Genomic DNA, 13,412 nt, shown 5'->3' on the forward strand with positions numbered 1-13,412 from the left:
CAGCGCCGACGCTGGATGCGCCGGCGCTGACAAATCTCACTTCAGCCCTCGGCGAGCATCTTCTCGAGCTTGTCGTAGCCCTCGCGAATTCCGTGCTCCATGCCGGAGGCGACCATTCCGTCGCGAGATTCGAGGGAGTCGAAGACCGATGTCGACTGCAGGCGGGTCCGCCCATCGCCGAGGTCGGTGAGCGTGAGGATCTCGAGGTTCACGGCATCCGGGAAGCCCTCGAAGGTAAAGGTCTGGACGATGCGTTCGTCCTCCCTCACTTCATGGAAGGACCCGAAGAAGCCGTACTCACCGTTGTCGTCGGTCGAGACGTAGCTCCACTTCCCGCCGGTCTGTGCGTCCCATTCACGGATCGTGTTCGTGATCGAGTCCGGTCCGCACCATTTCACGAAGAGCTCAGGATCGGTGTGGGCCCGGAACACCTTGTCCGGAGTAGCGGCGAAGTCGCGCGTGATCGAGACGGTCTGGGTCCCTTCCGGCACGTCGAGCTGCAGAGTGGAATAGTCGGTGTCATTGGTGGTGGTCATGTCATGCTCCTTTGCTTGATTCTTCTTCTGAGTCCTCGTCCGCGTTCATCTCATCGAGAACGGCGTCGAGGCGTTGGTAGCGTTCTTCGGCCTGGCGTTGATATCTCTCGATCCATTTCGTCATCAGATCGAACACATTGTCTTCGAGGTGGACCGGTCTGCGCTGGGCGTCACGGGTGCGAGTGACCAGTCCAGAGTCCTCGAGCACCTTGAGGTGTTTCGACACGGCCTGGACGCTGACCTCATAGGGCTCGGCGAGCTCGTTGACCGTGGCGTCGGCGATGGACAGCCTGGCGACCATGTCTCGTCGAGTCGGGTCGGCCAGGGCCGCGAACACCTTTGTCAGTTGGTCTGCCACCGAACCTCCAATCGTTAATCAACCTGTTGGTTAAATACAACGGTAGACCGACACGACCATGTATTCAACCGTTTTGTTGAATAAGTTTTTCGCAGGCAACCAAAGAACCCTCTGACCAGAGTCGATGTTCAAAAGAACACGATCTTTTCTCACCTCACCGACCGATTCCGCACTCAGGATTTCTGCTCAGCACCACCTCGGCGAGGCAGGTCTGTCGTATGGTCGCAATAGCGACAGCGCCGGATCAGGGTCGAGGGTCATCGCCGATGACGCCGGCGCTCATGTCCGGGAAAGACAACGATGTCTGGGGAATGACAATGCCAACTTTGCGACAGCAGCTGTTCCGAGTGAAGCCGGTCCCGCAGCAGGGCGAGAGCTCGGGGAGTGACCTCAAACGTACGATCGGCCTGTTCTCACTGACCATGATCGGCGTCGGATCGACCATCGGCACCGGTATCTTCTTCATCCTCTCCGAGTCGGTGCCCGTTGCCGGACCTGCAGTGATCTGGTCCTTCGTCATCGCCGGCCTCGTCGCCGGTCTCGCGGTCATCTGCTATGCGGAGCTGGCTGGCAGCGTGCCGGTGTCCGGATCCTCCTATTCCTACGCCTATGCGACTCTCGGCGAGCTGCCTGCCATGGGCGTCGCGGCCTGTCTCCTCCTCGAGTACGGGGTCGCGGGAGCCGCGGTCGCCGTCGGCTGGTCGCAATACGTCAACCAGCTGCTGTTCAACCTCTTCGGCTTCGAGATCCCCCACGCCCTGGCCTACGCGCCGGAGGAAGGCGGGATCGTCAACCTGCCCGCGATCCTGCTGCTGGCCATGTGCTGCTTCCTGCTGGTTCGCGGCACCGGGGAATCGGTCGTCATCAACACCGTCATGGTGTGCACGAAGATCGGCGTCCTCCTGTTCTTCGTCTGCGTCGGAGTCACCGGCTGGAACGTCGACAACTTCGCTGATTTCGCCCCCTTCGGATTTTCCGGGGTGGTGGCAGGCTCGGGCCTCATCTTCTTCAGCTACGTCGGCATGGACGCTGTGGCCACAGCCGGCGATGAGACGAAGAACCCGAAGAAGACCATGCCCCGAGCGCTCATCGCCGCCCTCATCATCGTCACCACCGTCTACGTTCTTGTCGCCGTCGCGGCCCTGTCGGCTCAGCCCTGGCAGGAATTCGAGGGGCAGAGCGCCGGGCTGTCGGCGATTCTTGAGAACATCGTCGGCGCCCAGTGGCCGGGCACCGTTGTCGCCGCCGGTGCCGTGATCTCGATCTTCTCCGTCACCCTCGTCTCGATCTATGGTCAGACACGCATCCTGTTCACGATGTCACGCGACGGAATGATGCCCAAGCTCTTCGGCGAGGTCAATCCCCGCACGCTCACCCCGGTCAAGGGAACGATCGTCGTCACCGTCGTCATCGCCATCCTGGCCGGCTTCATACCGCTGAACTTCCTCGCCGAGATGACGAGCATCGGCACCCTCGTGGCCTTCGTCGTCGTGTCCCTGGCCGTCATCATCCTGCGCGTGCGCGAACCCAACCTCGAACGCGGCTTCAAGGTGCCCTTCTACCCGGTCCTGCCGGTGCTCGCGATCATCGGCTGCCTGTGGATCATCAGCAACCTGCAGATCATCACGATCGTCGTCTTCCTCATCTGGACGGCGGTCATCCTCGGCCTGTACTTCATCTTCGGTCGCAAGTCCTCAGTACTCGGCAAGCAGCGAGCAGAACAAGAACGCATTGGCGGAACCGATCCTGCAGGAGGGAAACAATGAGCATCGTCGTCGGCATTGCACCAGGTCAGGACAATAGGCCGGCCGTAGAGTTGGGGGTCGTGCTCGCACGGTCCTATGGACACCGGCTGGTGGCAGTAGCCATCGACTCCGCCGCCTGGCCGATGAGTCCCGCGCTGTTCGAAAGCGAATACCAGAAGAAGCTGCGCAACGTCGCCGAGGCTGCCCTGGACGAGGTGCGGGCGCTCCTTCCCGATGACATCGAGTCCGAATGCCTCGTCCACAGTGCCCGTTCATCGCGACGGGGACTGCTCGAGATGTGCCAGAAGGAGAATGCCTTCCGCCTCGTTGTGGGCCCCGCCGCCGACGGGAAGCCGGGACGGATCGCCTTGGGCTCCGTCTCCACCGGACTGCTGCACAGCGCCAGCCTGCCCGTGGCACTTGCCCCGGTCGGATACCGGGTTGCCCCGGAGGCCCGCCTGCGCAGGCTCACTGCCGCATACAGCGGTTCGTCCACCTCGGCGGACCTCATCCTCGGAGCCGCCGTGGTATCTGCCGAGTCCGGTGTGCCCTTCCGCATCGCCTCGTTCGCACCCCGGTCGCGGGTGATTTCGGCCGCCGGTGTGGGACTCGATGTCGAATCCAGCGTCATCGATGAGTGGGCCAACGTGATCCGACGCGACACCGACGAGATCCTGTGCTCGATCGACCGGCTTCAGATCAAGCCCGGCGAGACCGATGTCGCCATCGGGACAGGGCCGGACTGGGAAAGTGCGCTCTCTGCGGTCCAATGGGAGGATCCCGAGATCATGATGCTCGGCTCCTCCGGCCTCGGGGCGCTCAAGCGGGTGTCATTGGGCAGCCACGCGATGCGGATTCTGCAGCACTCACCGGTGCCCATCGTCGTCGTGCCTCGGCGAGCGAAGTCTGATTACACCTCGGCGGCCGTCTGAGTTCCGGAGGCTGCGGTCGTCTGACGGCTGGGGGCGGCGGCCCTCGTTTCTGCTGAGCAGCAGTGGCAAGCAGCAGGTAGGAAACGGACGAAAATGTGGGTCGACAGCCCGCAATTCCGCAGTGCGGAAGAGATTGTGCGATGGTCCACAAAACTAGTGTCCAATACTTGAACGATTCCAACCTAGGATGTGAGACGCCGCTAGCGTGGGCCCACAGGCTCACACAGCGCGTCCGTCCAACGACGGCCGGATGCGGGAGCCTGGTGAACAAGGAAGGAACCGTATGGAATTGCTGCGTTTGGGCCCCATCGGCCACGAGATCCCGGTCGTGCGTGACAACGACGTCTACTACGATCTGCGCCCCCTGACCACCGACATCACCCCAGAGTTCTTTGCCGACGACGGCATCGGACGAGTCCGCACCGCACTGGACGAAGGCAGCCTCGTGCCCCTCGAAGGAGCGGAGGATCTGCGCATCGGAGCGCCGGTTGCTCGCCCCTCGGCAGTGGTGTGCGTGGGCATGAACTACGCGGCGCATGCTCGAGAAGCTGGCGCAGAGCCGCCCGCGGCTCCCGTCGTCTTCTTCAAGATGCCATCGACGATCGCCGGCCCCTACGATGCGCTCGAGTTGCCGCCCTACGCTACGAAGGCCGACTGGGAGGTCGAGCTGGGACTGGTCATCGGCAGCCGAGCCTTCAGAGTCGCCTCGGCGGAGGACGCATACTCACATGTGGCCGGGTACATGCTGGCCAACGACCTGTCCGAACGCAGGTTCCAGATCGAGGAGTCCGGCGGACAGTGGTCGAAGGGGAAGAACCTCCCCGGCTTCACGCCTCTGGGTCCGTGGATCAGGCCCGCCGCCGAGGTGGATCCCGGATCCCTGCGACTGCGCAGTTGGGTCAATGGCGATGTGCGCCAGGATTCGTCGACGCGTGACCTGATCTTCGATGTCGGGCAGATCATCTATCTGCTCAGCCAGACGATGCCCTTCGAGCCCGGGGACGTGATCCTGACCGGCACACCTCAGGGTGTGGCGATGTCGGGGAAGTTCCCGTTCCTGACCGATGGCGATGTCGTTGAGATGGAGATCGACGGCCTCGGCCGCCACCGCCAGGCGGTGGCCGTCACGCAGTGACGACAGCCTAGAAGCATGAAAGAGGGGCGGTACTCCCGATCGGGAGTACCGCCCCTCTTCAGTTACTGCGTAAAGCTGTGGGGATCAGCGCTGCTGGTCGAAGCCGCCCTGTTCCTGGCCGCCTTCGTTTCCGCCACCGAAGCCGCCCTGCTGCTGGCCACCCTGCTCGTTGTCGCCGCCGAAGCCGCCACCCTGCTGGCCGCCGCCACCCTGGTTGCCTTCGTTGCCGCCGAAGCCGCCCTGTTCCTGGCCACCGGACTGCTGTCCGCCCTGGCCGCCTTCGCCGCTCGTTGTCGCCGCCGCCGAAGCCGCCGGACTGCTGGCCTCCTGGGACTGGCGCTCTGCTCGTTGCCGCCGAAGCCGCCCTGCTCGGACTGCTGTCCGCCCTGGCCGCCTTCGCGCGCTCGTTGTCGCCGCCGCCGAAGCCGCCCTGGTCGCCACCCTGCTGCTGGTTACCCTGCTGCTGGCCGCCCTGCTGTTCCTGGCCGCCCTGCTGTTCCTGGCCGCCGCCGAAGCCGCCGCCCTGCTGCTCCTGGTCGCCGCCGCCGAAGTTCTCGTTGTCCTGTCCAAAGTTTTCCGACATGTTTAGCTCCTTGGTTGATGGCATACGGCCGCGTCCTGCGGCTTGGTTGCCAGTCTTAAACATCAACAGTCCTGCCACAAGGGGGAACAAGGGAAATTGCGTGAAATTGGCTCAAGTCTCAGAGGCTGTTCATTTCCCGCCGATCTTCACAGGAAGCTCGGAGATAACCGTCGCGGTGAATGACGTTTCAACAAGATAGGGTCATCGATTCCACCTCCCGTCAGTCCTCCCGTCACTACTCCCCGTCAGTGGATGGACGCTGGATTCGTCGACCCGAGGGCGTCCTGAATTTCGAAATGTCGCTGTTGATCTTGCTGACCTGGCACCATTGCAGAAAGACAGAAACCGGAACAGACCGGTACGGCATCGACCGGCGCAGTCCGGTAGACAGATCCGAGCCCGATCGACGAACAGGAGCATCGACATGACAGCACGTCGTCTTCCACTCAGCGGTGTGCGAGTCCTCGAACTCGGCAACTACATCGCGGCACCCACCACCGGGCGCATGCTTGCCGACTTCGGCGCGGAGGTCATCAAGATCGAACGCCCCGAGAGCGGCGACGAACTCCGCAACTGGCGCCTCAAGCAGGGCACCACCTCGATGCTCTATCGCACCATCAACCGCAATAAGAAGTCCGTTGTCCTCGACCTCCGCTCGGAGGAAGGGAAGGCATCGGCCCTCGAGCTCGTGCGCCGCAGCGATATCGTGCTGGAGAACTTCCGCCCCGGAACCATTGAGAAATGGGGACTCGGGCCCGAGGTCCTCGAAGAGGCCAACCCCGACATCATCCTGGTTCGCATCTCCGCCTTCGGTCAGACCGGTCCCATGTCCGAACGTCCCGGTTTCGCCGCCGTCGCCGAAGGCTACTCCGGCTTCCGCGAGCTCGTCGGTGACCCCGACCGGCCCCCGGTGCGCGTGGGCATCTCGATCGGTGACTCCATCGCCGGCATGCAGGCCGCCTTCGGTGCCGTGATGATGCTCTTCGATCGTCAGCGCCAGAAGATCGCCGGTGCCGCCGAGGCTGTCGTCGGCTCCGATCACAGCTTCGAAGGCCGGAGTTCCCTGGCCGATCGCACGGTCGACGTCGCCCTTAATGAAGCCATGTTCTCCGTCATGGAGTCCCTCGTCCCCGATTACTCCGCCTTCGGCGAGACGCGCACGCGCACCGGCGGCCGGATGGAGGGCATCGCCCCCTCGAACGGCTACCTCTGCGCCGGCGGAAAGTCCGTGGTCATCGCCGGCAACGGCGACGGAATCTACAAACGCCTCATGGACGCCGTCGACCGCCCGGACCTCGGCGAAGACCCCGACCTGCAGACCAATGCCGGACGGTGGGAGCGACGAGAGGAACTCGACGAGGCCATCGGTGCCTGGTGTGCGAAGCGCGATGTCGCCGAGGTGGTCGAGACACTGGAGGCCGCCGGCGTTCCAGCCGGGCCGATCTACACCGCCGAAGACCTCGTGGCCGATGAGCAGCTGGCCGCGCGCGGCATGATCCAGCACCTCGACGTCTCGACCGGCGAAGAGATGCTCAGCGATGTCGCCTTCCCGGGAATCACCCCGGTCATCGGCGGCTCATCGATCCCGATCGACCACCTCGGCCCGGATCTGGGCGAACACACCGACGAAGTGCTCGAACAACTCGGCGGGAAACTGCCCGAACGCGACTGAACAATCACGACAGTCCACTGAGCAATCACGACAGTCTTGGGCGACGCCTCAGCCCAGGACCAAGCACGGTCTTCTGAACTGCCGAGAACAGGAGTCCCATTAAACGGGAGTGACCGTCTTCACTTCACGTCCGCTTCTCACATAGCGAGCAATTCGTGTCCGCGCTCACCACGGGGGACCCGCGAACGGCTATGTTGATGGCAGACGGCAACACGCAAGGGAGCGTGAGGCCGATCTCTTCCCGCTGTCCGGGAAAGAAGCAGGTCAACGAAGGAGCTCCCACCATGGTTCGGCCCACATCGGTCACGATTCTCGACACAACGCTGCGCGACGGTCTCCAGATCGAAGACGCCATCGTTCCCACCGAGGCCAAGGTCGCACTCGGCGAGCAGCTCATCGCCGCAGGTCTCAAGGAGATCGAGGTCGGATCGTTCGTCAATCCGAAGAAGGTCCCACAGATGGCCGACACCGGAGAGGTCCTGCAGTGCCTTCAGTCCCACGAGGCCGAAGGCGTCGACTTCTTCACCCTCGTCTTCAACCTCAAGGGTGCTCAGCGCGCCGTCGACGCCGGGGCGAAGAACATCAAACTCGTCCTCTCCGCCTCCGAAGGCCACTCGCAGGCGAACTCCGACGCCCCGATCGCCCAGGCCACGCAACGTCTTCTCGAAGCCGCGACCTTCGCCAAAGACAACGGGGTGCGCTTCGACATCGCCACCGCAGTCAGCTTCATCTGCCCCTTCGACGGCATCACCGATGCCGACCACCTCGTCGAGGTCCTGCGTCCATTCGTCGACGCCGGGGCGCACGGGGTCGGGGTTGCCGACACCATCGGAAATGCCAACCCATCGCTGGTGGCCAGGAACACCTCGGCGGTCATCGAAGCCTTCCCGGGCAATCCGGTCAACCTGCACCTGCACGACACCTACAACTTCGGAATGGCCAACGTCATCGCCGCACTCGACCTCGGAATCTCGAACTTCGACGCGGCCATGGGCGGCCTCGGCGGCTGCCCCTTCGCCCCGGGCGCGGCCGGCAACATCGGCACCGATGACCTCGTCCACCTCCTCCACCGCGAAGGCGTGAACACCGGAGTCGACGTCGAGGCTCTCTCGACAATCCGGGAACCGCTGACGGCAGCCGTCGGCCACGAACTGACCTCCAGCCTCTCCTCGATCCCCGCCGTCCCGGCTGCTTACCATGCTTGAGCAGGGCGAATCCTCGACCGTGGGCGCGGAGGAGCTGCCGCTGGCGGGCATCCGCGTCATCGAGTTCTCCCACATGGTCATGGGGCCCAGCTGCGGGATGATCCTCGCCGACCTGGGCGCCGAGGTGATCAAAGTCGAACCGCGTGGAGCCGGGGACAAGACCCGCTACCTGCCCGGCTCAGGATCCGGGCTGTTCCCCGCCTTCAACCGCAACAAGCAGTCCGTGCAGCTCGACATCGCCGAGGCGGCCGACCGTGACGTCGCCCTGTCCCTCATCGATTCCGCCGATGTTCTCCTCGAGAACTTCCGCGTCGGGAAGATGGAATCCATGGGTTACGGCTACGAGGAGCTCGCGCAGCGCAATCCGCGCCTCATCTACTGCTCCCTCAAGGGATTCCTGTCCGGCCCCTATGGTCAGCGCACCGCCCTCGACGAGGTCGTGCAGATGCTCGGCGGCCTGGCGTATATGACCGGCCCGCCCGGACAGCCGCTGCGCGCCGGAGCCAGCGTCAACGACATCATGGGCGGCATGTTCGGCGTCATCGGCGTGCTCTCTGCACTGCGTGTGCGCGAACGCACCGGTGAGGGACAGGTCATCAACTCCGCCCTGTTCGAGAACAACGCCTTCCTCGTCGGCACGCACATGGCTCAGGCCCAGATCAGCGGGGAACCGCTGCGTCCGATGCCCACCCGTCGGGCCACCTGGGCCGTCTACGACATCTTCCGAGACAAGCACGATGACCAGATCTTCGTCGCCGCCGTCAGCGACGGGCAATGGCATGACCTCTGCGACGAGTTCGATCTGAGCCAGCTCGCCGGCGATCCCGAGCTCGAGACGAACCAGGGACGAGTCGACCAGCGCGATCGCATCCACCGTGAACTGCAGGCCGCGCTGTCCCGACTCGACCTCGCGGAGATCGAGGAGAAATGCACCCGCCGCGGACTGCCGGTCGCCCCGGTCAACACCCCGGCCGACCTCACCACCGACTCCCACCTCGTCGCCTCCGGGGCCCTGGCCAGCACCGGCCTGCCCAGCGGCGACCAGGTCGACGTGCCGCTGCTGCCGCTGACCTTCGGCGGTCGTCGACTGGGATTGCGCAGCGATGTGCCCACACCCGGTGAGCACAACAACCGGTACCGCGACGGACCAGCCGACACCTCGGCGACGGACTCCGATTCCGGGCAGACAGCGAAGACTGACCCATTCGCCACGGACACCGATGTCGAAGAGTCGAAGACGCAGTCCCAGTAACACCACAGGCAGTCCCAGCAGCACCACAGTCATTCCACCACAGCAGATATCAGTTGCATTCGAAGGAGAAGCAATGCGGTCAACGGTGATCACAGGACAAGGACGGGCCACCTCGGCGAGACAGAAGGGGAGAGCGTTGAAACCGGCCATCAAGGTCGGTGCGGTGCTCGCATCACTGGCGCTCGTGGCCACGGGATGCGGCAACAAGGCGCAGCCGCCGGGGGAGGGCAGCGACTACCCGAAGGGCCCGGTCACGGTCAACGTCCCGTCGGAGCCCGGCTCCGGTTGGGACACCACCGCGCGTGCCCTCGTCGAAGCCCTGCAGAAGGAGGAGATCGTCTCCACACCGCTGCCGGTCCAGAACAAGCCCGGCGGCACGGGCTGCATGTGGATGACGTCGATGATGCAGCAGGAGAAGGGCAAGGACGACCAGATCGCGATCACCTCGCTGGCGAGCCAGACGATGAAGGCTCGCGGACTCTGCGAATTCGGTCCCGAGGACACCACCCTCATCGCCACCATGTACGTCGAGGACTTCATGGTCGTCACCCCCGATAAGGGCGATATCAAATCGGTCGAAGACCTGGTCAAGGCGCTGAAGAAGGACCCGCAGAAGGTCACTGTGGCCGCCTCAGGCGATGACACGCTGCCCTTCGCACTGTTCGCCAAGGAAGCCGGAGTCGACCCGGCCGACATCAACTTCGTCAACTACGAAGGCGGCGGCGAGCAGACCACCGCCATGCTCAACGGTGATGCGAAGGTCGCCATCGCCGGGCTGAGCGAATTCCGTTCCGTGCTGGAATCCGGTGACATCAAACCGCTCGTGACCTTCGCGAAGGAACCCCTGCAAGCCCCCTACGACGCGGTTCCCACCGCCGCTGATGCCGGCTACGACGTGACCCTTGGCAACTGGCGCGGAGTCTACGGACCGGCCGAAATGCCACAGGAGGCCGTCGACTACTGGGCCAAGACGCTCGAAGAGGTCAGCGAGACGAAGACCTGGAAGGACACGCTGGAGAAGAACCAGTGGGCTCCCGAGTTCCTCACCGGCGACGAGGCCAAGAAGTACGCCGAAGAGACAGCCGCCACCGTTGAGGAGGGCGTCAAAGAGACCGACCTGGGCAACAGCAAATGAGGACGCTGACTCCGGCGCTGAGAGGTGATGTCATCACCGGCATCGCCGTCACTCTCGTCGGCGCGGTCTACTACATCGCGACGTTCTGGATCCAGGAGACGAAGAACATCGTCACCCCGCGGACCTTCCCCGCGATCGTGGGCATCGCGCTCATCGTGCTCGGCCTCTTCCTCATCGGTCAGGCCGTGTACCGGAGCCGGAAACTCGCCGAGGTGGTCCCCGCTGGGGCCGCCTCGGCGAGTGGCGGTGCCGGTGGTGAGGTGGCCGATAGCGGTGCAACGGATGACGTTGTGGGGGACGAGCCCGCGGGGGTCGTCCTCGATGCTCCCGAGGAGCCGAAGTCGAAGCAGGTCGTGCTGCAGTTCGCGCTCTTCTTCATTTACCTCGGAATCCTCATCCCGGTCGGCTTCCTGCTCGCCACGGCGGCCTTCTTGATGACGATGACCAGCATCTATGCCCCGCACCGATGGGTACGCAACCTCATCTTCTCGGTACTCTTCGCCGTCATCATCTACGTCGCATTCGTCTACGGGCTGGGCGTGTACCTGCCCGTCGGAATCCTGGGCTAGGGGCCGAGCATGGACACTCTCATCGATCTGGGCGGCGGCTTCGCCTCGGCGCTCGAACCCCTAAGCCTCGCCTTCGCTCTCCTCGGCGTCCTGCTGGGCACCGTCGTCGGCGTGCTGCCGGGCATCGGCCCGATCTCCGCGATCGCAATCCTCATCCCGGTGTCCTTCGGGATGGAGCCGGTGCATGGCCTCATCCTGCTCTGCGGCATCTACTACGGGTCGATGTACGGCGGCTCGATCACCGCCACACTCATCAAAACCCCTGGTGAGGTCGCCAGTGCAGTAACCGCCATCGAAGGCTACGAAATGGCTCGCCGAGGACGGGGCAAGGCCGCGCTCGCGACTGCGGCGCTCGGGTCCTTCCTCGCCGGCACCCTGGCGATCATCGGGCTGACGTTCCTGTCGCCTGTGCTGGTGCAACTGGCGAATGTCTTCGGCTCCACCGAATACTTCCTGCTCATGGCCACAGCACTCTTGCTGGCCTCGACCATGTCATCGGGCTCACGGGCGAAGGCCCTCATCTCGATCTTCATCGGCCTGGCTGTCGGTCTCGTCGGTCTCGACTTCCAGACGGGCCTGCCGCGCCAGACCTTCGGTATGAGCCTGCTCTCTGACGGGATCGACTTCACGATCTTCGCCATGGCGCTCTTCGCGATCCCAGAGGCGATCCGCAACCTTGCGCTGGGGCGCGGAGCCAAAGATGTGATCCAGAGCTTCGGGGACGACAAGTGGATGACGAAGCAGGACTGGCAGCGCTCGGCCATGCCCTGGGCTCGCGGTTCGGTGCTTGGCTTCATCATCGGCATCCTGCCCGGAGTCGGCCCGTCCCTGGCCTCGTTCATGTCCTACATCATGGAGAAGCGGATCTCGAAGCGGAAGTCCGAGTTCGGCCATGGCGCCATCGAGGGCGTCGCCGGACCCGAGGCCGCGAACAACGCCGGAGTCGGTGGTGCCATGATTCCACTCTTCAGCCTGGGCATTCCGGGATCGGCGACCACGGCCCTGCTGCTCTTCGTCTTCACCATGTACGGGCTGCAGCCGGGACCGCTGATCTTCCGCGACGATTCGGGTCTGATCTGGACGATCATCGCCAGCATGTACATCGGCAACGTGGCCCTGATCATCCTCAACCTGCCGCTCGTCGGTGTCTTCGTCAAGCTGCTGAAGATGCCCAAGGAGATCCTGTTCTCCGCGATTCTCGTGCTCGTGGCCATCGGTGCCTACGCGATCGAGTTCAGCCTCTTCGGACTCATGCTCCTCGGCATCTTCGGAGTCATCGGCTATCTCATGGACAAGGGCGGAATCCCGCTGGCACCGTCTATCCTGGCCCTCGTTCTGGTGCCGCTGCTAGAGGACAACTTCCGGCGTATGCTCCAGATTTCGGGCGGATCGTTCATGCCGCTGCTGACTCGGCCCGTGTCGCTGTCGATCATCGTGCTCATGGTCCTGGGTATCGTCGGACCGATCATCTTCCGCTGGTGGGTGCGTCGCCGCCAGCTGCTTGCCGATGTGAGTGTGGGATGAAGGAGAACCACATGACTGAAACGACGGACACCTCAGGCACTTCCGGTGCGTCTGCCTCGTCTGGTGGCACTGCCTCGGCGAAAGAGATCGGCGTCATCGATCGCAGCGCCGCGATCCTCACCGCGCTGCAGGACACTCCGTTGACGGCCGCCGAGGTGTGCCGTCGTCTGGGGTATTCCAAGTCCACGACCTACCGCTTGCTGGCGGATCTGCGCACGCACCGTTTTATCGTCCGCGACAACAACGGCCTGCTGCGCTTGGGACCGTTCCCGGGCAGGCGCAGCATCGCGACGACGAACTCGGTACTCGAACATCTGCGGACCCTGACCAGTGAGTCGGTGCAGCTGTGGGTCCGTGTCGGCGAGGATCGAGTGTGCGTGCGCAACGTCGAAGCCGACCATGAACTCCGTGTCTCGCGCAGCGTCGGCACCGTCCTTCCACTCGTCGACGGCGGTTCCGGTGCGCTGGCACTGTGCGGGCCGGGCAACCCGCAGGAGTTCTACGCGACGAAGCAGGCACGAGTGAAGGGAACCGCCTCGGCGAGCGTGGCCTTCACCGTCGGGGGAGCCATCCTCGCACTCTGCGTGTCCTACCCGCTGACCCGGGAGCCGGACAACGTTGCGGGAGCCTACCGAACCGTGCTGGGCCAGGCCGCGGTCGAGCTGAAGGCGCTGCTCGATGACAGCGAGGAGCTGGCCGTTCTGCGCGATATCGCGCGGTTGGCGCTGGGTGCGAAGGTCCGGGAGGGCTAGGGCGAGTTCGCGCT

The 13,412-nt window shown here is 64.1% G+C and carries 13 protein-coding genes; 11 read left to right on the forward strand and 2 right to left on the reverse strand.

Annotation, left to right across the window (positions count from 1 at the left end):
* Positions 1-41 precede the first annotated feature (41 nt).
* Complete coding sequence (locus tag PGC08_RS01015; RefSeq protein ID WP_206426716.1) at positions 42-536, reverse strand: SRPBCC family protein; 495 nt, start codon at positions 534-536, stop codon at positions 42-44.
* A gap of 1 nt (position 537) precedes the next feature.
* Positions 538-894, reverse strand: coding sequence for an ArsR/SmtB family transcription factor (locus PGC08_RS01020; protein WP_096145760.1), 357 nt, complete (start codon positions 892-894; stop codon positions 538-540).
* 317 nt (positions 895-1,211) lie between these two features.
* Between PGC08_RS01020 and PGC08_RS01025 the strand changes: the two genes are divergently transcribed.
* The 11 genes from PGC08_RS01025 to PGC08_RS01075 all read left to right on the forward strand — a co-directional run bounded on the left by PGC08_RS01025 (position 1,212) and on the right by PGC08_RS01075 (position 13,398).
* Positions 1,212-2,660, forward strand: a complete 1,449-nt coding sequence (locus PGC08_RS01025) for an APC family permease (protein ID WP_271709277.1) — start codon at positions 1,212-1,214, stop codon at positions 2,658-2,660.
* The gene (locus PGC08_RS01030; protein ID WP_096177618.1) at positions 2,657-3,571 is read left to right on the forward strand and encodes a universal stress protein; all 915 of its coding nucleotides are present in this window, start codon (positions 2,657-2,659) and stop codon (positions 3,569-3,571) included. The genes PGC08_RS01025 and PGC08_RS01030 overlap by 4 nt, the downstream gene beginning before the upstream one ends.
* Before the next feature lie 283 nt (positions 3,572-3,854).
* Positions 3,855-4,706 (forward strand): fumarylacetoacetate hydrolase family protein, encoded by an 852-nt coding sequence (locus tag PGC08_RS01035; protein WP_271709278.1) that lies wholly within the window; start codon positions 3,855-3,857, stop codon positions 4,704-4,706.
* Between the two features lie 223 nt (positions 4,707-4,929).
* Positions 4,930-5,295, forward strand: a complete 366-nt coding sequence (locus PGC08_RS01040) for a hypothetical protein (RefSeq protein WP_271709279.1) — start codon at positions 4,930-4,932, stop codon at positions 5,293-5,295.
* A gap of 418 nt (positions 5,296-5,713) precedes the next feature.
* On the forward strand, positions 5,714-6,961 hold the full coding sequence (locus PGC08_RS01045; RefSeq protein ID WP_101584050.1) for a CaiB/BaiF CoA transferase family protein: 1,248 nt from the start codon (positions 5,714-5,716) through the stop codon (positions 6,959-6,961).
* A gap of 284 nt (positions 6,962-7,245) precedes the next feature.
* Positions 7,246-8,166 carry a hydroxymethylglutaryl-CoA lyase gene (locus PGC08_RS01050; protein ID WP_271709280.1) on the forward strand — a complete coding sequence of 307 codons (921 nt, stop codon included), beginning with the start codon at positions 7,246-7,248 and terminating at the stop codon, positions 8,164-8,166.
* On the forward strand, positions 8,159-9,418 hold the full coding sequence (locus tag PGC08_RS01055) for a CaiB/BaiF CoA transferase family protein (protein WP_271709281.1): 1,260 nt from the start codon (positions 8,159-8,161) through the stop codon (positions 9,416-9,418). Before PGC08_RS01050 ends, PGC08_RS01055 begins: the two co-directional genes overlap by 8 nt.
* Positions 9,419-9,554: 136 nt before the next feature.
* On the forward strand, positions 9,555-10,553 hold the full coding sequence (locus PGC08_RS01060) for a Bug family tripartite tricarboxylate transporter substrate binding protein (RefSeq protein WP_271709282.1): 999 nt from the start codon (positions 9,555-9,557) through the stop codon (positions 10,551-10,553).
* The gene (locus PGC08_RS01065; protein WP_271709283.1) at positions 10,550-11,122 is read left to right on the forward strand and encodes a tripartite tricarboxylate transporter TctB family protein; all 573 of its coding nucleotides are present in this window, start codon (positions 10,550-10,552) and stop codon (positions 11,120-11,122) included. Before PGC08_RS01060 ends, PGC08_RS01065 begins: the two co-directional genes overlap by 4 nt.
* 9 nt (positions 11,123-11,131) lie before the next feature.
* Positions 11,132-12,646 (forward strand): tripartite tricarboxylate transporter permease, encoded by a 1,515-nt coding sequence (locus tag PGC08_RS01070; RefSeq protein WP_125187599.1) that lies wholly within the window; start codon positions 11,132-11,134, stop codon positions 12,644-12,646.
* Positions 12,647-12,657: 11 nt separating this feature from the next.
* Positions 12,658-13,398, forward strand: coding sequence for a helix-turn-helix domain-containing protein (locus PGC08_RS01075; RefSeq protein WP_101639294.1), 741 nt, complete (start codon positions 12,658-12,660; stop codon positions 13,396-13,398).
* Positions 13,399-13,412: the final 14 nt, after the last annotated feature.

The organism is Brevibacterium sp. BDJS002, from assembly GCF_028201555.1.
Classification (GTDB): Bacteria; Actinomycetota; Actinomycetes; order Actinomycetales; family Brevibacteriaceae; genus Brevibacterium; species Brevibacterium aurantiacum.